This is a genomic window from Corallococcus sp. AB045 (genome assembly GCF_003668895.1).
Lineage (GTDB): Bacteria > Myxococcota > Myxococcia > Myxococcales > Myxococcaceae > Corallococcus > Corallococcus coralloides.
In genome coordinates this window covers 1-17971 of the sequence record NZ_RAWN01000186.1, presented here as the reverse complement: position 1 = coordinate 17971, position 17971 = coordinate 1, and the positions used below count along the sequence as shown (strand labels likewise).

The 17971-nt window shown below is 65.8% G+C and carries 31 protein-coding genes and 1 pseudogene; 31 read left to right on the top strand and 1 reads right to left on the bottom strand.

Going from position 1 to position 17971, the window contains the following annotated elements:
- The 31 genes and pseudogenes from tuf to rplQ all read left to right on the top strand — a co-directional run.
- A pseudogene (tuf, locus tag D7Y21_RS32435) lies at window positions 1-292 on the top strand (elongation factor Tu); the annotation flags it as partial.
- 195 nt (window positions 293-487) lie between these two features.
- Complete coding sequence (gene rpsJ, locus D7Y21_RS32430; RefSeq protein ID WP_002633608.1) at window positions 488-796, top strand: 30S ribosomal protein S10; 309 nt, start codon at window positions 488-490, stop codon at window positions 794-796.
- 51 nt (window positions 797-847) lie between these two features.
- Window positions 848-1471, top strand: coding sequence for a 50S ribosomal protein L4 (gene rplD, locus D7Y21_RS32425; protein WP_120523549.1), 624 nt, complete (start codon window positions 848-850; stop codon window positions 1469-1471).
- Window positions 1468-1761 carry a 50S ribosomal protein L23 gene (locus D7Y21_RS32420; RefSeq protein ID WP_120574789.1) on the top strand — a complete coding sequence of 98 codons (294 nt, stop codon included), beginning with the start codon at window positions 1468-1470 and terminating at the stop codon, window positions 1759-1761. The genes rplD and D7Y21_RS32420 overlap by 4 nt, the downstream gene beginning before the upstream one ends.
- 38 nt (window positions 1762-1799) lie before the next feature.
- Entirely contained in the window at window positions 1800-2645 is an 846-nt protein-coding gene (rplB, locus tag D7Y21_RS32415; protein ID WP_121717722.1) for a 50S ribosomal protein L2, read from the top strand.
- Between the two features lie 13 nt (window positions 2646-2658).
- Window positions 2659-2946, top strand: coding sequence for a 30S ribosomal protein S19 (gene rpsS / locus D7Y21_RS32410; protein ID WP_014395864.1), 288 nt, complete (start codon window positions 2659-2661; stop codon window positions 2944-2946).
- A gap of 35 nt (window positions 2947-2981) precedes the next feature.
- Window positions 2982-3326, top strand: a complete 345-nt coding sequence (gene rplV / locus D7Y21_RS32405) for a 50S ribosomal protein L22 (protein WP_014395865.1) — start codon at window positions 2982-2984, stop codon at window positions 3324-3326.
- 41 nt (window positions 3327-3367) lie between these two features.
- A complete protein-coding gene (gene rpsC, locus D7Y21_RS32400; protein ID WP_120523546.1) occupies window positions 3368-4030 on the top strand; it encodes a 30S ribosomal protein S3 in 663 nt (220 codons plus the stop codon).
- Window positions 4031-4094: 64 nt separating this feature from the next.
- Entirely contained in the window at window positions 4095-4514 is a 420-nt protein-coding gene (gene rplP, locus D7Y21_RS32395) for a 50S ribosomal protein L16 (RefSeq protein WP_014395867.1), read from the top strand.
- Window positions 4515-4588: 74 nt separating this feature from the next.
- Complete coding sequence (gene rpmC / locus D7Y21_RS32390) at window positions 4589-4795, top strand: 50S ribosomal protein L29 (protein WP_121717720.1); 207 nt, start codon at window positions 4589-4591, stop codon at window positions 4793-4795.
- 83 nt (window positions 4796-4878) lie between these two features.
- Window positions 4879-5205, top strand: coding sequence for a 30S ribosomal protein S17 (gene rpsQ, locus D7Y21_RS32385; RefSeq protein ID WP_169821648.1), 327 nt, complete (start codon window positions 4879-4881; stop codon window positions 5203-5205).
- Window positions 5206-5270: 65 nt separating this feature from the next.
- Complete coding sequence (gene rplN, locus D7Y21_RS32380) at window positions 5271-5639, top strand: 50S ribosomal protein L14 (protein WP_014395870.1); 369 nt, start codon at window positions 5271-5273, stop codon at window positions 5637-5639.
- Window positions 5640-5681: 42 nt separating this feature from the next.
- The gene (rplX, locus tag D7Y21_RS32375; RefSeq protein WP_120523543.1) at window positions 5682-6011 is read left to right on the top strand and encodes a 50S ribosomal protein L24; all 330 of its coding nucleotides are present in this window, start codon (window positions 5682-5684) and stop codon (window positions 6009-6011) included.
- Between the two features lie 176 nt (window positions 6012-6187).
- Window positions 6188-6841 (top strand): 50S ribosomal protein L5, encoded by a 654-nt coding sequence (rplE, locus tag D7Y21_RS32370; protein WP_014395872.1) that lies wholly within the window; start codon window positions 6188-6190, stop codon window positions 6839-6841.
- Between the two features lie 24 nt (window positions 6842-6865).
- Window positions 6866-7051, top strand: coding sequence for a type Z 30S ribosomal protein S14 (locus D7Y21_RS32365; protein ID WP_014395873.1), 186 nt, complete (start codon window positions 6866-6868; stop codon window positions 7049-7051).
- Window positions 7052-7219: 168 nt separating this feature from the next.
- Window positions 7220-7618 carry a 30S ribosomal protein S8 gene (gene rpsH, locus D7Y21_RS32360; RefSeq protein ID WP_120567153.1) on the top strand — a complete coding sequence of 133 codons (399 nt, stop codon included), beginning with the start codon at window positions 7220-7222 and terminating at the stop codon, window positions 7616-7618.
- A 64-nt stretch (window positions 7619-7682) separates the two neighbouring features.
- Window positions 7683-8249, top strand: coding sequence for a 50S ribosomal protein L6 (gene rplF, locus D7Y21_RS32355; protein ID WP_120567152.1), 567 nt, complete (start codon window positions 7683-7685; stop codon window positions 8247-8249).
- Between the two features lie 108 nt (window positions 8250-8357).
- Window positions 8358-8714 (top strand): 50S ribosomal protein L18, encoded by a 357-nt coding sequence (rplR, locus tag D7Y21_RS32350; RefSeq protein WP_120567151.1) that lies wholly within the window; start codon window positions 8358-8360, stop codon window positions 8712-8714.
- Window positions 8715-8736: 22 nt separating this feature from the next.
- The gene (gene rpsE / locus D7Y21_RS32345; protein ID WP_014395877.1) at window positions 8737-9258 is read left to right on the top strand and encodes a 30S ribosomal protein S5; all 522 of its coding nucleotides are present in this window, start codon (window positions 8737-8739) and stop codon (window positions 9256-9258) included.
- 2 nt (window positions 9259-9260) lie between these two features.
- Entirely contained in the window at window positions 9261-9530 is a 270-nt protein-coding gene (gene rpmD, locus D7Y21_RS32340; RefSeq protein ID WP_120532358.1) for a 50S ribosomal protein L30, read from the top strand.
- A gap of 16 nt (window positions 9531-9546) precedes the next feature.
- Window positions 9547-10074: a 50S ribosomal protein L15 gene (gene rplO / locus D7Y21_RS32335; protein WP_120567150.1), complete on the top strand. Its 528-nt coding sequence runs from the start codon at window positions 9547-9549 to the stop codon at window positions 10072-10074.
- Window positions 10075-10208: 134 nt separating this feature from the next.
- The gene (gene secY / locus D7Y21_RS32330; RefSeq protein WP_120567149.1) at window positions 10209-11555 is read left to right on the top strand and encodes a preprotein translocase subunit SecY; all 1347 of its coding nucleotides are present in this window, start codon (window positions 10209-10211) and stop codon (window positions 11553-11555) included.
- A 90-nt stretch (window positions 11556-11645) separates the two neighbouring features.
- A complete protein-coding gene (locus tag D7Y21_RS32325) occupies window positions 11646-12296 on the top strand; it encodes an adenylate kinase (protein WP_120567148.1) in 651 nt (216 codons plus the stop codon).
- A 101-nt stretch (window positions 12297-12397) separates the two neighbouring features.
- On the top strand, window positions 12398-13156 hold the full coding sequence (gene map, locus D7Y21_RS32320) for a type I methionyl aminopeptidase (protein ID WP_120567147.1): 759 nt from the start codon (window positions 12398-12400) through the stop codon (window positions 13154-13156).
- Between the two features lie 150 nt (window positions 13157-13306).
- Window positions 13307-13525, top strand: coding sequence for a translation initiation factor IF-1 (gene infA, locus D7Y21_RS32315; protein ID WP_002614803.1), 219 nt, complete (start codon window positions 13307-13309; stop codon window positions 13523-13525).
- Between the two features lie 67 nt (window positions 13526-13592).
- Window positions 13593-13709: a 50S ribosomal protein L36 gene (rpmJ, locus tag D7Y21_RS32310; RefSeq protein WP_043321360.1), complete on the top strand. Its 117-nt coding sequence runs from the start codon at window positions 13593-13595 to the stop codon at window positions 13707-13709.
- A 54-nt stretch (window positions 13710-13763) separates the two neighbouring features.
- Window positions 13764-14147: a 30S ribosomal protein S13 gene (gene rpsM, locus D7Y21_RS32305; protein ID WP_014395883.1), complete on the top strand. Its 384-nt coding sequence runs from the start codon at window positions 13764-13766 to the stop codon at window positions 14145-14147.
- A gap of 75 nt (window positions 14148-14222) precedes the next feature.
- The gene (gene rpsK / locus D7Y21_RS32300) at window positions 14223-14663 is read left to right on the top strand and encodes a 30S ribosomal protein S11 (RefSeq protein WP_014395884.1); all 441 of its coding nucleotides are present in this window, start codon (window positions 14223-14225) and stop codon (window positions 14661-14663) included.
- Window positions 14664-14732: 69 nt separating this feature from the next.
- Window positions 14733-15359: a 30S ribosomal protein S4 gene (gene rpsD / locus D7Y21_RS32295; RefSeq protein WP_120567146.1), complete on the top strand. Its 627-nt coding sequence runs from the start codon at window positions 14733-14735 to the stop codon at window positions 15357-15359.
- Window positions 15360-15579: 220 nt separating this feature from the next.
- Window positions 15580-16602, top strand: coding sequence for a DNA-directed RNA polymerase subunit alpha (locus D7Y21_RS32290; RefSeq protein WP_121717717.1), 1023 nt, complete (start codon window positions 15580-15582; stop codon window positions 16600-16602).
- Window positions 16603-16793: 191 nt separating this feature from the next.
- The gene (gene rplQ / locus D7Y21_RS32285; protein WP_120567144.1) at window positions 16794-17213 is read left to right on the top strand and encodes a 50S ribosomal protein L17; all 420 of its coding nucleotides are present in this window, start codon (window positions 16794-16796) and stop codon (window positions 17211-17213) included.
- 127 nt (window positions 17214-17340) lie between these two features.
- Here rplQ and D7Y21_RS32280 read toward each other — a convergent pair.
- Window positions 17341-17971: hypothetical protein (locus D7Y21_RS32280; protein WP_233612362.1), on the bottom strand; the 631-nt coding region annotated here is incomplete at its 5' end.

Sequence of the window (17971 nt, the reverse complement as noted above, 5' to 3'; positions counted from 1 at the left end):
CATCACGCCGCACACGAAGTTCAAGGCGCAGATTTACGTGCTGTCGAAGGAAGAGGGCGGCCGCCACACCCCGTTCTTCAAGGGGTACCGTCCGCAGTTCTACTTCCGCACCACGGACGTGACGGGCTCGGTGAAGCTGCCGGACAACGTCGAGATGGTCATGCCGGGCGACAACATCGCCATCGAGGTGGAGCTCATCACCCCGGTCGCGATGGAGAAGGAGCTGCGGTTCGCGGTTCGTGAAGGCGGCCGCACGGTGGGCGCGGGCGTCGTGGCGGAAATCATCGCGTAGTACTCAGGCTGCCAGCTCTCCGGTAGGTCCCTTGAGGGCCGTTCCGGAGAGCCGGTGGAAATCCAGTTGCAACCCATGGGGTGTGGTGGTACACACCGCGCCCCTTCGTTCCGAAGAAACGGTTCTCTGAAATCCAGGCGTTGACGGGCGTACCGCCTCACGGTTCCCAGAGGTCGTTCAAAGAGGTTCTTGCGAATGGCGACACAGAAGATCCGCATCCGGCTGAAGGCGTACGACTCGAAGCTCCTGGACCAGAGTGCTGGGGAGATCGTCGAGACGGCCAAGCGCACGGGCGCCAAGGTGGCCGGTCCGATCCCCCTGCCGACGCGCATCAACAAGTTCACCGTGTTGCGTTCGCCGCACGTGGACAAGAAGAGCCGCGAGCAGTTTGAGATCCGCACGCACAAGCGCCTGCTCGATATCCTCGAGCCGACCCAGCAGACGCTGGACGCGCTGATGAAGCTGGATCTGTCTGCCGGCGTTGACGTCGAGATCAAGTCCTAGGAAGCGGGATGGCGTCGGAGTGGTTTCACTCTGACCCCCGAGGAAAGTGCCATGGCGAAGTTTGACGTAGTCGACCTGGATTTGAAGAAGGTGTCGGAGATCGAGCTCTCCGACGAGATCTTCGGCGCCGAGCCGAACACCCACCTGTTCTACGAGGTGGCGAAGATGCAGCAGATCAACCGGCGCCGCGGCACGGTCGGGGTGAAGAACACCTCGCTCGTCAGCGGCGGCGGCAAGAAGCCCTGGAAGCAGAAGGGCACCGGCCGCGCCCGTCAGGGCTCGATCCGCGCTTCCCACTGGGTGGGCGGCGGCAAGGCGATGGCCCCCAAGGCCCGCGACTACTTCTACCGGCCGCCCCGCAAGGTCCGCCGCGGTGCCCTGCGCGCCGTGCTGTCCCTGCGCGCCCGGGAGAAGCAGCTCATCATCCTGGACGGCTTCAAGCTGGACGCCCCGAAGTCGAAGCAGGCCTTCGAGGTGCTCACCCGCCGCATGAAGCTCCAGAACGCGCTGGTCATCGACGAGCGCGGCAACACCAACCTGCACCGCAGCGTGCGCAACCTGGCGAAGTTCGACGTGCTGCCGCCCGAGGGTCTCAACCTCGAGTCCGTGCTCAAGCACTCGCACATCGTCCTGACTTCCGCCGCCGCGAAGGCGCTCGAGGGGTCCCTGTCATGAATCTGAACGACGTCATCAAGGGCCCGCTCATCACGGAGAAGCTGGACAAGGCCCGGGAGAAGTTCCGCCAGTACTCGTTCATCGTGGACCGCAAGGCCACGAAGCACGACGTGTCTCGCGCGGTCCAGTCCCTGTTCAAGGTCACGGTGGAAGCTGTTCGCACCAACATCGTGCGTGGCAAGACGAAGCGGGTGGGCAAGAGCATCGGCCAGCGCCCCAACTTCAAGAAGGCGGTCGTCACCCTGAAGGAAGGGGACAAGATCGAACTCTTCGAAGGGGGAGCGGTCTGACGCCATTGGCGTCCGGATCCGCCTGAGAGGAACACACCATGGGCATCAAGAAGTACAAGCCGACCAGCGCCGCCCGCCGTCTGATGACGGTGTCCGACTTCGCGGACATCACCAAGGACTCCCCGGAGAAGTCGCTCACCGAGCCCATCAAGCGCTCCGGTGGCCGCAACGTCCACGGGCACATCACCCGCCGCCACCAGGGTGGCGGTCACAAGCGCCGCTACCGCGTCATCGACTTCAAGCGTCGGGACAAGGACGGCGTGCCGGCCAAGGTCGTCGCGGTCGAGTACGACCCGAACCGCACCGCCAACATCGCCCTCCTGCACTACGCGGACGGTGAGAAGCGCTACATCCTGGCCCCCGTGGGCCTGAGCGTGGGCGACACCGTGTTCGCCGGCTCCACCGCCGACATCCGGCCGGGCAACAGCCTGCCGCTGCAGAACATCCCGGTGGGTACGGTCATCCACAACGTGGAGCTGAAGCCGGGCCGTGGCGCCCAGGTCATCCGCTCCGCGGGTACCTCTGGCCAGTTGATGGCCAAGGAAGACCGTTACGCTCAGGTCCGCATGCCTTCCGGCGCCGTGCGCAAGGTACTCATCGAGTGCCGTGCCACCGTCGGCCAGGTGGGCAACATCGAGCACGAAATCATTCGCATCGGTAAGGCGGGTAAGAGCCGCTGGCTGGGCATCCGGCCCACCGTCCGCGGTCTGGCCATGAACCCTGTCGACCACCCGCACGGTGGTGGTGAGGGTAAGTCCGGCCAGGGTAATCCGCACCCGGTGTCTCCGTGGGGCAAGAAGACCAAGGGCCTCACCACGCGCACCAACAAGCGCACCGACAAGTTCATCGTGAGCGGCCGCCGCCAGGGCGCGCGCAGCCAGTAAGAGGATTTGAAACATGGCTCGTTCGATCAAGAAGGGTCCGTTCGTCGACGATCACCTCCTCAAGAAGATCGAGGGGATGATCGCGGCGAACAAGAAGGCGGTCGTCAAGACCTGGTCCCGGCGCTCCACGATTCTCCCTGAGTTCGTGGGTCACACCTTCGCCGTGCACAACGGCAAGAAGTTCATTCCGGTGTTCGTGACGGAGAACATGGTGGGCCACAAGCTCGGCGAGTTCGCTCCCACGCGCACCTTCGGCGGGCACTCGGCGGAGAAGAAGGTCGCCAAGGCCCCGGGCAAGTAGCCCGTACCTACGCCTGAGAGCCTGAGGAGATGACCATGGAGTCGACTGCACATCTGCGTCACCTGCGCATGAGCCCGCGCAAGCTTTCCCTCGTCGCGGCGCTCATCCGGGGCAAGCCTGTCGAGGCTGCCCTGAACATCCTGAAGTTCACCCCGCGCGCTGCCGCGCGGCCGGTGGAGAAGCTCATCAAGAGCGCCGTCGCCAACGCGACGGACCTGTCCAAGGGCCAGGTCGACGTGGATACCCTCTACGTCAAGACCATCTCCGTGGACCAGGCCGCGACCCAGCGCCGGTTCATGCCGCGCGCCATGGGGCGCGCGACGCCCATCCAGAAGAAGTCTGCCCACGTCCACGTCGTGCTGGCCGAGGCCAAGAAGTAGGACCCGTCGGGCCCTGCCCGGACGCACCAAGGAGATTCAGTTTGGGACAGAAAGTACATCCGATTGGGTTCCGGCTCGGCGTCATCAAGACCTGGGACTCCAAGTGGTTTGAGCACAAGAACTACGCTCAGTGGCTCCACGAAGACATCCGCATCCGCGAGTTCGTCAAGAAGTCGCTGAACCACGCGGGCGTGTCCAAGGTGGAGATTGAGCGCGCCGCCAACAAGGTGAAGGTCAACGTCCACACCGCGCGTCCGGGTATCGTCATCGGCAAGCGCGGCGCGGGCATCGAGACCGTCAAGAAGGACCTCCAGCAGTTCACCAAGAACGAGGTCTTCCTGAACATCGTCGAGGTCCGCAAGGCCGAGACCGACGCGCAGCTCGTGGCGGAGAACATCGCCACGCAGCTCGAGCGCCGCATCGCCTTCCGCCGCGCCATGAAGAAGGCGCTGCAGACCGCGATGAAGTTCGGGGCCAAGGGCATCCGCGTGGCCTGCTCCGGCCGCCTGGGTGGCGCCGAGATGGCCCGCTACGAGTGGTACCGCGAGGGCCGCGTGCCCCTGCACACCCTCCGCGCGGACATCGACTTCGGCTTCGCCGAGGCCAAGACGACCTACGGCAAGATTGGCTGCAAGGTCTGGATCTGCAAGGGCGAGGTCCTCCCCGGCAAGGGCGGCCAGGCCCCCATGCCCACCAACCGGTAAGACGCCCCTGTGGGGCGGGCCCTAAGAAGCCCGCCCTGCACGCGAGGCACGAAGGACATCGACCATGCTTCAGCCTGCTCGAACCAAGTACCGCAAGATGCAGAAGGGCCGCATGTTCGGCTCGGCCCACCGCGGCAGCGACCTCACCTACGGTGAGTTCGGCCTGGTGAGCCTCCAGCCGGGATGGATCACCTCGCGCCAGATCGAGGCGGCCCGTATCGCGATGACCCGCCACGTGAAGCGCGGCGGAAAGATCTGGATCCGGATCTTCCCGGACAAGCCCATCACGAAGAAGCCCGCCGAAACCCGTATGGGCACCGGTAAGGGTGGCGTGGAGTACTACGTCGCGGTCGTCAAGCCGGGACGCGTGCTCTACGAGATGGAGGGCATGACGCAGGAGATCGCCACCGGTGCGCTGAAACTGGCGCAGGCGAAGCTGCCGGTGCTCACCAAGATCGTGCGCCGCAGCGAGCTCTCGCTGTAGTCACGCACCGCCGGGACGGGCGCTTCACCTGGTGACAGGGGAGGGCGCCCGCATCCCGTGCCGAGGAGACCAAGATGGCGACTGCGAAGGAATTGAAGGACCTGTCGACGGACGACCTGCAGAATCGCGCGAAGGAACTGCGCGACACGCTGGTCCAGGATCGGCTCAAGCGTCGGACCGGCTCGCTGGACAGCCCCGCTGAGGGCGTGCAGCACCGCCGTGATCTGGCCCGCATCCTCACCGTCCTGGGCGAGAAGGCCCGGGTCGCGAAGGCGGGGTAGTAGCAGTAGTGCATCCGCGGGCATCCGGGCTCACCCGGGTGTCCGTGGCCATCCGGGCAGAGGGCCCGGGTGCATGACAGACAGTGAGAACCAACATGGCTGAAGCGACCGAAACGCCCGCTGCCGAGACCTCCACCCGGGGTCGTCCCAAGACCCGCGTGGGCATCGTCACCTCCAACAAGATGCAGAAGACGGTGGTTGTCACCGTCCAGCGTCGTGCTCCCCACCCGAAGTACGGGAAGATCATGAGCCTGCGCGAGAAGTACAAGGCGCACGTCGAGGATCACGACTACCCGAAGAAGGTCACCATCAACGAGGGTGACCGGGTGCGCATCGCCGAGACCAAGCCCGCTTCGAAGGACAAGCGTTGGCGCGTGGTCGAGGTGTTGGAGAAGAGCAAGAACGTCTAGGTAGGCCACACCGCGTCCGTGCGCCATGAAGCGCGTGGACGGGTTCGAGCAAGAGGAGACTTCACATGATTCAGATGCAGAGTGTGCTCGATGTGGCCGACAACTCGGGCGCCAAGAAGGTGTTTTGCATCAAGGTTCTCGGCGGCTCCAAGCGCAAGTACGCCTCCATCGGCGACGTCATCGTCGTGTCGATCCGCGAGGCCCTGCCCAACTCCAAGGTGAAGAAGGGTGACGTGGCCAAGGCCGTCATCGTCCGCACCCGTCGCGAGGTGGGTCGTGCGGATGGCAGCTACATCAAGTTCGACGGCAACTCGGCGGTCCTCATCAACAAGGACCTGGAGCCCATCGGGACGCGCATCTTTGGGCCGGTGGCCCGTGAGCTGCGTGCCCGCAAGTTCATGAAGATCATCTCGCTGGCGCCCGAGGTCCTCTAAGAGGACGCAGGCCTGACGGCGAACAGCCAGAGTGAGGAAGCCATGCAGAAGCTGAAAGTCGGTGACACCATCCAGGTCATCTCCGGGTCTGAGCGCTCGGAGAAGACGCCGGCGACCAAGCGCGGCAAGGTGCTGAAGGTTGACCGGGAGGCGGGCCGCGTGACGGTCGAGGGCCTGCGCCTGGTCAAGCGCCACATGCGCAAGACGCCGCAGAGCCCCGAGGGCGGCATCATCGAGAAGCCGGGCACCATCGCGCTCTCGAACGTCCAGGTGGTCTGCGCCAAGTGTGACAAGCCGACCCGCGTCGGCATCCGCAAGGAGGGGGAGTCCTCCAAGCGGTTCTGCAAGCAGTGTGACGCCCTGATTGACTAGGGGTCGGTGTTCGGGCATGTATGCGCGCCCCTTGCCCCACCTAGTGGTGGGGCAGGTGGGCGTGCACGTCCAGAGAGCTGAAATGGTTGAGCCCTCTGGGTGTTTCCACGTTCTAGACGCAGGACTGATCGGACGCGCTGGGTCCATGACGGCGCCCCGAAGCAGGGGAATGAAAGATGGCTGACGAGAAGAAGGCCGACTCGAAGGAAAAGAAGAGCAAGAAGCGCGGCAAAGAAGAAGCCAAGAAGGTCGGCTTCGCCGCGAACATCGAGGAGGGCCTGAAGGCCCGCTCGGCGCGCCTCAAGGACCGCTTCCGCGCGGAGGGTGTTCCTGCTCTGATGAAGGAACTGGGGCTCGGAAACCCCATGGAAGTGCCGCGGCTGGAGAAGATCGTCGTCAACATGGGTCTGGGCGAGGCGCTCGCCAACAACAAGATCCTGGAGTCGGCGGTGGACCAGCTGGCTGCCATCACCGGTCAGAAGCCGGTCGTGACGCGCGCGCGCAAGTCCATCGCAAACTTCAAGCTGCGCCAGGGCCAGGCCATCGGTGCCGCCGTCACGCTGCGCGGCGACCGCATGTTCGAATTCATGGACCGCCTCATCACCGTCGCGCTGCCTCGCGTGCGTGACTTCAAGGGCGTGTCCCCCAAGGCCTTTGACGGGAAGGGCAATTACACGCTCGGCGTGCGCGAGCAGATCATCTTCCCGGAAATCAACTACGATCAGATCGAAAAGGTGAAGGGGCTCAACATCAGCTTCGTCACCACCGCCCGGAACGACGAGCAGGGCCTCGCGCTGATGCGTCACTTCGGCATGCCGTTCCGTCAGTAACCGAGCCCAGGACTCCCATCGATCATGGCCAAGCTCTCCAAGATTGCCCAGGCAAAGCGCAAGCTGAAGTTCCCCGTGCGTCAGTACAACCGCTGCGGTCTCTGCGGTCGTCCTCGCGCCTTCCTGCGCAAGTTCAAGATGTGCCGTATCTGCCTGCGTCACCGCGCCCTGCGTGGTGAAATCACCGGCGTCACCAAGTCGTCCTGGTAGGCGCTGGACCCGGAGCACCGTCCCTGTCCTGAAGAGGGCAGGGCGGTACCCGGTTGAAGTGGAAGAGAAGTAGCGGTCGTCGCGAACCCCCGGGATGGGCCCGGCAGGCGCGGTGGCCGCGAGCGCGGTGTGTCCCAAGGGGACCGCTGCTTTGCTTGAAGGTGATTCATGCCGGTCAATGATCCCGTCGGCGACATGCTGACCCGCCTGCGCAACGCCTCGCGTGCGCGGCACGACAAGGTCCTCATCCCCCACTCGAAGCTCAAGGTGGAGATCGTCAAGGTCCTCAAGGACGAGGGCTACATCGGGGATTTCACCATCCACGAGGTCGCGCCGCAGAACGAGATCACCGTCCAGCTGAAGTACGGCCCGGACCGCAGCCCGGCCATCACCGGCATTCGCCGCGTGTCGAAGCCCGGTCTGCGTCGCTACGTCGCGGTGCGCGACATCCAGCCGGTGCTCGGCGGCATGGGCATCTCCATCCTCTCCACCTCGCGCGGCATCTTGGTGGACACCGAGGCCCGGAAGCAGAAGGTCGGCGGCGAGCTGCTCTGCACGGTCTACTAGCCAGGAGCCTGGGTGAAGCGCCCCGCGAGGAGCGCGCCCCGGGCGACGACAGCACGAGGCAATCATGAGTCGGATTGGAAAACTGGCGATCAAGCTTGGCGACAAGACGAAGGTCAATGTCGCCAACCAGCAGGTCAACTTCGAAGGCCCCAAGGGCAAGCTGTCCGTCAAGCTCCCCGCCAAGGTGAAGGTGGAGGTCAAGGACGGCCAGGTAACGGTGCAGCGCGAGGACGACTCGCGTGAGTCCCGCAGCCTGCACGGCCTGACGCGGACCATCCTCGCCAACGCGGCGAAGGGCGTGTCCACGGGCTTCGAGAAGCGTCTGGACATCCGCGGCGTCGGTTTCCGCGCGGAAGTGAAGGGCAAGGCCATTCACTTCTCGCTCGGTTACTCCCACCCGGTGGTGTTCAACCTGCCGGAGGGCGTGACGGCGGAAGTCGACAAGACCTCCCGTACCGAGGACAGCCTTCCCACGGTGGGGCTGACGCTCCGCTCGGCGGACAAGGAAGCCCTGGGCGCCACGGCGGTGAACATCCGCTCGCTGCGTCCGCCGGAGCCCTACAAGGGCAAGGGCATCAAGTACGCCGAGGAGCGCATCCGCCGCAAGGAGGGCAAGACCGGTACGACCTAGTCGTCGCCGCGTCTTCGCCAAGCATTCAACCCCGCCGGGCCTTGAGGCCTGGCGGAATCATCCGGCGGCGGAAGGCCGCATCGCCGCCGGACGGAAAAGGAAGCAGCCATGTCCAAGACTGTCGAGCAGCGCCTCAAGAGGAAGAACCGCATCCGCAAGAAGCTCTCCGGAACCACGGAGCGTCCGCGGCTGTCGGTCTACAAGAGCCTCAAGCACATCTACGCGCAGGTGGTGGACGACTCCACTGGCCGCACGCTGGCGTTCGCGTCGTCCCTGTCCAAGGAGCTGAAGGGCAAGGACGAGGGCGACAAGAAGGCCGACGCGAAGCGCGTGGGCTCCCTCATCGCGGAGAAGTGCAAGGCCGCCAACGTCGATGCGGTGGTGTTCGACCGCAACGGCTTCCCTTACCATGGGCGCATCGCCGCCGTGGCTGACGCCGCGCGCGAGGCCGGCCTGAAGTTCTAGGTACCAGAAAGGAATTCCTCAAGTGGCAACTCCGATCAATCCGAACGATCTGGACCTGACCGACCGCGTGGTGAACATCAACCGCGTCGCCAAGGTGGTAAAGGGCGGCCGCCGTTTCTCGTTCGCCGCGCTCGTCGTGGTGGGTGATGGCAACGGGCACGTGGGCGTGGGCCTGGGCAAGGCCAACGAGGTCCCCGAGGCCATCCGCAAGGGCGGCGAGAACGCGAAGAAGAACCTGTTCCGCGTTCCTCGCATGGGCCACACCATCCCGCACGAGATCCTGGGGCACTTCGGTGCCGGCTGGGTGCTCCTGAAGCCTGCCTCTGAAGGTACGGGCGTCATCGCCGGTGGCGCGGTGCGCGCGGTGCTGGAGGCGGCGGGCATCCGCAACATCCTGACCAAGAGCCAGGGTTCGCGGAATCCTCACAACGTGCTGAAGGCCACTGTTGCGGGCCTGAAGCTGCTGCGCAGCGCGGAGCAGGTCGCGCGGCTGCGTGGCAAGGACGTCGAGACCCAGAAGCTCGCGGGCGAGGCGAGGGGCTAGTCATGGCGCTCAAGGTTAAGCTGACGAAGAGCTTCTCGGGTTCTTCCGAGGACATGCTGGCCACCATCAAGGGCCTCGGTCTGAAGAAGTTCGGCGACGAGCGGCTGTTGAAGGACACCCCGGCGGTGCGCGGCATGGTGTTCAAGGTGAAGCACCTGGTCTCCCTGGAGACGGTCAGCCAGGAGGCCCCGGCGCCCAAGCGCCGCAAGCCCCGGAAGATTGTCGCCCGGGACCGCGCCCTGGAGCGCCTGGCCGCCAAGGCCAAGGCCTGAGAACTGAGGATCCAACATGAGCATCCTGACCAATCTGAAGCGCCCTGAGGGCTCCTGGCACCGCAAGAAGCGCGTGGGCCGTGGCCAGGGTAGCGGCCTGGGCAAGACGGCCGGCCGCGGCGGCAAGGGCCAGAAGGCCCGCTCCGGCAACATGCGGTTCGAGGGCTTCGAAGGCGGCCAGAGCCCGCTGCAGCGGCGTCTGCCGAAGTTCGGCTTCAACCCGCCCAACCGCACCACCTACGCGGTGGTGAACCTGGGCGACCTGGAGCACACGTTCGACGCCGGCGCCACGGTGGACGAGGCCTCGCTGAAGCAGGCGGGCCTGGTCAAGGGCCGTTATGATGGCGTGAAGGTCCTGGCCCACGGCGAGCTCGCCAAGAAGCTCACCGTCAAGGTGAACAAGGTGTCCGCGGCTGCTCGCGAGAACATCGAGAAGGCGGGCGGCTCCGTGGAGGAGCTCCCCCTGGTGGCGCACAAGCCGGAGTCGGCCGCCAAGGCCCACGCTGGCAAGGGCGTCAAGGCTCCTCGCCAGCCCCGGGCGTAGGCGTGACCGGCGGCGCGCATCACGGTGATGTGGTGCGCGCCCCCAGCCTTGTGTAGGCTTCCGCGCCCCTTTCCGGAACCGGAGAGGGGCGTTTGTTGTTGCTGGCAGAACCTCTTGAAGAGGATGGCATTACCGTGGCCCTGAACGCCTTCGCCAACGTCTTCCGCATCGCGGAGCTGCGCAGCCGGCTTGCGTACACGCTCGTGCTGCTGTCCGTCTACCGCATTGGCATCTTCATCAACACGCCGGGCGTGGACCGCTCCGCGATGAACGCGTTCATGGACGCCCAGAAACAATCGGGCGGTCTGGTGTCGCTGTTCAACCTCTTCTCCGGCGGCGCGCTGGAGCAGATGTCCATCTTCGGTCTGGGCATCATGCCGTACGTGAGCGCCTCCATCATCATCCAGCTCCTGGCGGTGGTGGTGCCCAGCCTGGAGCGCCTGCAGAAGGAAGGCGCCGCGGGCCGCCAGAAGATCAACCAGTACACGCGCTACGGCACCATCGCGCTGTCCATCGTGCAGGGCGTGGGCATCTCGCGGTGGCTGGCCTCGCTGGGCCGCTCCGACGCGGGGCAGGGCGGCTTCAACCAGGTGGTGGTGCCCAACGACAACCTCTGGTTCACCTTCATGACGGTGGTCAGCCTCACGGCGGGCACGGCCTTCATCATGTGGCTGGGCGAGCGCATCACCGAGCGCGGCATCGGCAACGGCATCTCGCTCATCATCTTCGCGGGCATCGTGGCGCGCGTGCTGCCCGGCGCGAAGACGCTGCTGGACCTGACGACGCAGGAGATTGTGAACATGGCCGCGGTGCTGGGCCTGCTGTTCTTCATGCTCCTCATCATCGGCGTGGTGGTCTACGTGGAGCGGGGCATGCGGCGCGTGCCCATCCAGTACGCCAAGCGCATGGCGGGCCGGCGCATGTTCGCGGGCCAGGCGACGTACTTCCCCATGAAGGTGAACGCCTCGGGCGTGATTCCCCCCATCTTCGCCGGCGCGGTGCTGTCCTTCCCGGCGACCCTGGGCGCGTGGTTCCCCTTCCTGCAGGGCTTCCAGCGCAGCATCGAGGGCAACCTCTGGGTCTACAATGGCCTGTTCGTGCTGATGGTGGTGTTCTTCTCCTACTTCTACACGGCGCTGACCTTCCGGCCGGATGACGTGGCGGACAACATCAAGAAGCAGGGCGGCTACATCCCCGGCATCCGCCCGGGTCGCCAGACAGCGGAATTCATCGAGCGAGTCCTCAATCGGCTCACGTTCGGCGGCGCCATCTACCTGGCCATCATCTGCGTGATTCCGTCGGTCATCAGCAGCGTGCTCGGCGTGCAGTTCACGTTCGGCGGCACGGCGCTCCTCATCGTGGTGGGCGTGGCGCTGGACACGGTGCAGCAGATCGAAGGCCACCTCATCAGCCGCAACTACGAAGGCTTCGCGGGTCCGCGCGGTCCGCGCATCCGCGGTCGGGTCCGCGTGGCGGCCTGACAGAGGTCGGTTGTGTTCCGGGCGCCTCTCCCCAATGGTGGGGAGGGGCGCCTCGTCGTTCAAGGGTGGACGTTGGTACAAAGGAGCGACATGAACCTCATCCTCTTGGGGCCGCCGAACGCCGGGAAGGGAACCCAGGCGAAGAAGCTCTACGCGGACTTCCAGATCCCGCAGATCTCCACCGGCGACATCCTGCGCAAGGCCGTGAAGGATGGCACGCCCCTGGGCAAGGTGGCCGGGCCGCTGATGGCCGCGGGGCAGTACGTCCCGGACGATGTCGTCATCGGCATCGTGGAGGAGCGGCTGAAGGAGCCGGACGTGGCGCAGGGCTTCGTGCTCGACGGCTTTCCCCGCACCCCGGGACAGGCGGACGCGCTGGACCGGATGCTGGAGCGGCTGGGCAAGCAGCTGAATGCGGTCGTGTCGCTCGAGGTCCCGCACTCGACGCTCGTCGAGCGTGGTTCTGGCCGGCGCGTGTGCCCCAATGATGGGGCCGTCTATCACGTCACCCAGAGCCCGCCGAAGCGGGCGGGCCTGTGCGACAAGTGCAGCACGGAGCTCGTGCAGCGTCCGGATGACACGCCGGAGGTCATCGAGAAGCGCCTGCAGAAGTATGACGCGGAGACGTCCCCCCTGAAGGACTTCTACGCGAAGAAGGGGGTGCTCAAGAGCGTCGACGGCGTCGGGTCGCCGGAGGGCATCTACGAGGAGATCAAGAAGGCCGCTGGCCGTCCTGCCTGAGCCTGGGGCAGCCAGCGAGGCGAGGGCAGGGCCGGTCTGGACTGCCGCCCCATCGGTCACGGGTTCCCGACAGAGCAGCGGACCGGTAGGGAAAGGGGCGCATGAACCCGGTGGAGCTCAAGAGTCCGGATGAAATCGCCCTGATGCGGGAAGCGGGACGGATCGTCTGTGAGATCCTGGACGAACTCGAGAAGGCAGTGGCCCCCGGTGTCTCCACCTGGGAGCTGGACGCCCTGGCGGAGCAGCTCATCGCCAAGAAGGGCGCCCGGTCGGCGTTCAAGGGCTACCACGGCTTTCCGGGCGTTCTCTGCGCCTCCGTGAACCAGGAGGTCGTCCATGGCATCCCCAACCGGAAGCGCCGGTTGGTGGCCGGGGACCTGATGAAGCTGGACTTCGGGGTGGTCTACCGGGGCTTCTTCGGGGACTCGGCGCGCACGGTGCCGGTGGGGAAGGTGGCGCCAGAGGCCCAGGCCCTGGTGGACGCCACCCGGCAGTCCCTGGAGAAGGCCATCCAGGTGATGCAGCCGGGCAACCGGCTTGGCGACATTGGCCACGCGGTGCAGAGTCACGTGGAGGCGCGGGGGTTTTCCGTGGTCCGGGATTTCACGGGGCACGGGATTGGCCGGAAGCTGCACGAGCCGCCGCAGGTGCCCAACTATGGGCAGGCGGGGTCAGGGATGAAGCTGCGGCCAGGCATGGTCCTGGCGGTGGAACCGATGGTGAACCAGGGGACGCCCGACGTGGAGGTCCTGGAGGACGAGTGGACGGCCGTCACCGTGGACGGCAGGTTGTCCGCCCACTTCGAGCACACCATCCTGATCTCGGAGCGGGGGCCGGAAGTGCTGACCCGGCGTCGATGATGGCCCCTGGACCCCGGGTGAAATAGGGTGATGTCAGAAGCTGTTGATAGAGGTCCAGATTTCAGATCGCGCGGCGCTTGCTACTTACGGACCAAAGTGTTATCCCGCCGCGCTTCCAGAAGGTTCGTGGTCCGGGAAGAAGGTTGACGCTTGCCGAAGGATGATTCCATCGAAGTCGAGGGGACCGTTATGGAACCCCTACCGAACGCGATGTTCCGCGTGGTGCTGGACAACGGCCACAAGGTGCTCGCGCACATCTCGGGCAAGATGCGGATGCACTTCATCCGTATCCTCCCGGGCGACAAGGTGAAGGTCGAGTTGTCGCCGTATGACCTGACCCGTGGACGGATCACGTACCGGGCCAAGTAATTCGTGCCGGCCGCCTGTGCGGACCGGCTGTTGTGCTTTTCACCGCTGAAGGAAGGAAGTTCGCTCCATGAAGGTTCGGGCGTCCGTCAAGAAGATCTGCGACAAGTGCAAGGTCGTTCGCCGCAAGGGCATCGTGCGCATCATTTGCGCCTCCAACCCCCGGCACAAGCAGCGCCAGGGCTAAGAGTCCCCAGGGACTCTTGCCTCAGACCAACTCCACAACGAAGGAAGACCGAAGATGGCTCGTATCGCCGGCATCGATCTGCCGCCCAACAAGCGTGCGGTGATCTCGCTTCAGTACATCTACGGGATCGGTAACAAGACCGCGCACGACATCATCGAGGCGGCGGGCATCGATCTCACCACCCGGACCAAGGACCTCACCGAGGACCAGGCTCGAAAGATCCGCGAGATCATCGAGGCCAACTACAAGGTCGAGGGTGACCTCCGGCGCGAGGTGACCATGAACATCAAGCGGCTGATGGACCTGGGTTGCTACCGGGGTCTGCGTCACCGCAAGGGTCTTCCGGTCCGCGGCCAGCGCACCCACACCAACGCGCGCACCCGCAAGGGTCCCAAGCGCGGCATCGTTCGCGCGAAGCCGGCCGCTCCGGCCCGCTAAACCCTCTGGCGCCCGCTGCCTCGCTTCGTGTGAGGCGCGGGCGTTGATCACCTACTCCCAGGAGCAGCGATTCACATGGCTGACGAGATCAATACCGCCGCCGCGCCGGCCGGTGCCGAGGGTGGCGAGACCCCTGCGGCGAAGAAGAGCAAGCGCAAGGGTAAGAAGAACATCCTCAACGGCGTGGTCCACATCCAGTCCACGTTCAACAACACCATCATCACGATCACGGACGTGTCCGGGAACGTGATCTCCTGGTCGTCGGCCGGGGCGCGCGGCTTCAAGGGCAGCCGCAAGTCCACGCCGTTCGCGGCGCAGGTGGCCGCTGGCGACGCCGCGGCGAAGGCGATGGAGCACGGCCTGAAGACCGTGACGGTGTTCGTGAAGGGCCCGGGCGCGGGCCGTGAGTCGGCGCTGCGCGCGCTGGCCGCCGCCGGCCTGAAGATCAGCCTCATCCGCGACGTGACGCCCATCCCGCACAACGGCTGCCGTCAGCCCAAGCGCCGCCGCGTCTAATTACCGCTTCGGGCCGGGGACCCGCCTCGCGGCGGGCCCGGCTCCAGACCATCTGCAAGGAGAGTTTCCGTGGCTCGTTATACCGCGAGCGCCTGCCGTATCTGCCGGCGCGAGAACCTGAAGATGTACCTCAAGGGCGACCGTTGCTACACGGACAAGTGCGCCATCGAGCGCCGCCCCTATCCCCCCGGTCAGCACGGCCAGGGCCGCGTGAAGTTCTCCGGCTACGGCGTGCAGCTGCGCGAGAAGCAGAAGGTCAAGCGCATGTACGGCCTGCTCGAGAACCAGTTCCGCGGGTACTACCACCGCGCGTCCGCGGCCAAGGGCAAGACGGGTGAGAACCTGCTGCAGCAGCTGGAGCTCCGCCTGGACAACGTGGTGTTCCGCATGGGCTTCGCGGACACGCGTAACGAGGCGCGCCAGCTGGTGCGTCACGGTCACTTCCAGGTCAACGGCCGCCGGGTGAACATCCCGTCGTTCTCCGTGAAGCCGGGCAGTGCCGTGGAAGTGCTGGAGAAGAGCCGCAAGGTGCTCCGCATCTCCGAGGCGCTGGAGACGGTGGACCGCCGTGGCGTTCCGCAGTGGATTGACCTGGACAAGAAGTCGTTCAAGGGCACGGTCAAGACGGTCCCGAACCGCGAGGACCTGACCATGCCCATCCAGGAGCAGCTCATCGTCGAACTGTACTCGAAGTAAGCAGGGATGCCGGGCCCGCTTCCGGTGGGCCCCTCCCGCTGTGGACGCCCTGGCCATCAAGGCCGGGGCGTTGTCGCTTTGTCACCTGTCGTTTCGTCGCCTGGAGGGCGCGTTCTGTGCGCGCCGGGCGAGGTTGTTAAGCAGTCCCCCCCGCGTGCCCGTCCTCCCGTCACCCTGACGGGGAAGTGGGTGATGGCGCACGACCAGAGGAGCAGTCCCCATGGCCGACACGTTTGTTGCGAAGAACTGGCGCGACCTCATCAAGCCGCGCCGCATGGAAGTGGACCAGGACTCGCTGAGCCCCACGTACGGCAAGTTCGTGGCGGAGCCGCTGGAGCGCGGCTTCGGGACGACGCTGGGCAACTCGCTGCGGCGGGTGCTGCTGTCGTCGCTGCAGGGCGCGGCCATCACCTCCGTGAAGATTGAAGGCGTGGACCACGAGTTCACGACCATCCCCGAGGTGGCCGAGGACGTCACGGACGTCGTGTTGAACCTGAAGGAGGTCCTCCTCCGGATGCACACGAACGAGACGAAGACGCTGCGCATCGAGGTGGAAGGCCCCAAGGAAGTGAAGGCGGGCGACCTCATCGCGGACCAGGACGTCGAAATCCTGAACCCGGGTCACCACATCTGCACGGTGTCCGAGGGTGGCAAGGTGCACATGGAGCTGATGTGCCGCCGCGGCCGGGGCTACGTGCCGGCGTCCACCAACAAGGTGCCGGGCGCGCCCATCGGGACCATCCCCATCGACTCGCTCTTCTCGCCCATCCGCAAGGTGAACTACCAGGTCACCAACGCGCGCGTTGGCCAGGTCACGGACTTCGACAAGCTGTCGCTCGAGGTCTGGACGGACGGCTCCGTGGTCCCGCAGGACGCGGTCGCGTACGCGGCGAAGATCATCAAGGAGCAGCTCACGGTCTTCGTGAACTTCGACGAGACCGAGGAGCCGGTCGTCGCCGAGGCGCCGAAGGAAGAGGCCAAGCTCAACGAGAACCTGTTCCGCTCGGTGGACGAGCTGGAGCTGTCGGTGCGTTCGGCCAACTGCCTGCAGCAGGCGAACATCAAGTCCATCGGTGACCTGGTCCAGCGCACCGAGGCGGAGATGCTCAAGACGAAGAACTTCGGCCGCAAGTCCTTGAAGGAGATCAAGGAGATCCTCGCGGAGATGGGTCTGTCGCTGGGCATGAAGCTGGAGAACTGGCCGCCGAAGAACGCGCCGGCTCCCGCGGCCCCCAAGGCCTGAGCGTCGTCGTTTCCTGCAGCACCTGCCTTGGCTTCCCACCGACACGGCTTCACGCTGGCGCGAAGGCAGGGGGCCCTGGTACACAGGGTCCGATTCAACGGCGGCCCCCGGTGTCGGGGCCGTCCTTCCCACCCGGTACCTGATACGGCCGGAGTGGTGGGGTTCTCAAGAAGAGGCCCCGGAGCACGCGCATGCGCCACAAGGTCGGACAAAGGAAGCTGCACCGCACCACGAGCCACCGTCTCGCGATGCTGAACAACATGGTCACGTCCCTGCTGGAGCACGGGGCCATCCGCACCACCGTTCCCAAGGCGAAGGAAGTCCGTCCGCTGGCCGAGCGCATCATCACGCTCGCCAAGCGCGGTGGCCTGTCCAACGTGCGCCTTGCCGCCCGCACCGTGAAGGACCGCACGGTCCTCCAGAAGGTGTTCAGCGAGTACAAGGAGCGTTACGCCTCCCGTCCGGGTGGCTACACCCGCATCGTGCGCCTGGGCTTCCGCCGGGGCGATGCCGCGGAGATGGCCCTCATCGAGCTGGTGGACCGTCCCGCGAAGGCCCCGGCCGCCGCTGAGACGACCGAGGCTCCCGCCGAGGCGAAGACCGAGGGTTGAGCCGTTCCCCGTGCCCGGGTCTCACGTGAGTGAGGCCTGGCCGGGCTGAAGAAACACCGAGGGCGCCTTCCTGCTTCAGGAGGGCGCCCTTCGTGTTTCCGGCGTCTGGAGGGCCGCTCGCGGCGGGCTACTTCTTCGGCGAGAGGATGCGCTTCCACTCCTCCTGGAGGGAAGGCGTGAGGTCGGCCTTGTCGTCCGCGCTCTTCATCGTCAGCGCCTGGAAGCGCAGGTCCGCGGGCGCGGAGCCGCCGGTCTTCCCCAGGAGCTGCTTGGGCGTGATGGTGACGAAGTTGCCGGGCTGCACCTCCGACACCACCGCCTTGTACTCGTTGTTCACGGTGATGATGACGTCGCGCCAGACGTCCTGGCTCTCATTCCAGATGGTGACGGAGGGCCGGTCCAGCTTGTCACTGAGCACCAGGCGCGCGTCCATGTCACCCGTGTCCACGGAGCTGCCCGGGCACGCGATGCCGAGGCTGGCGACGGACAGGACGAGCCAGCTCGCGACGATGCCGGCCTTGTACTTGAAGAAGCGGTCGCTCGCGCGGAAGTCCGCGAACTGCTCCTTCAGGATGGAGAATGCGTTGAGGAGGACGTTGGACGTCTCCGCGGCGACGCGCTTGCCCAGCGGGCCTTCCGGCTTCGGCTTCTCCAGCGGGGCCGCGCGGGCGGCGCTCATGGCGCGCATGCCGGGGCTGGTGGCCGCCCGGGGCTGGGTGCCGGGATTGGACGGCGTCCGGGGCGGAGGGGTGCTGGGA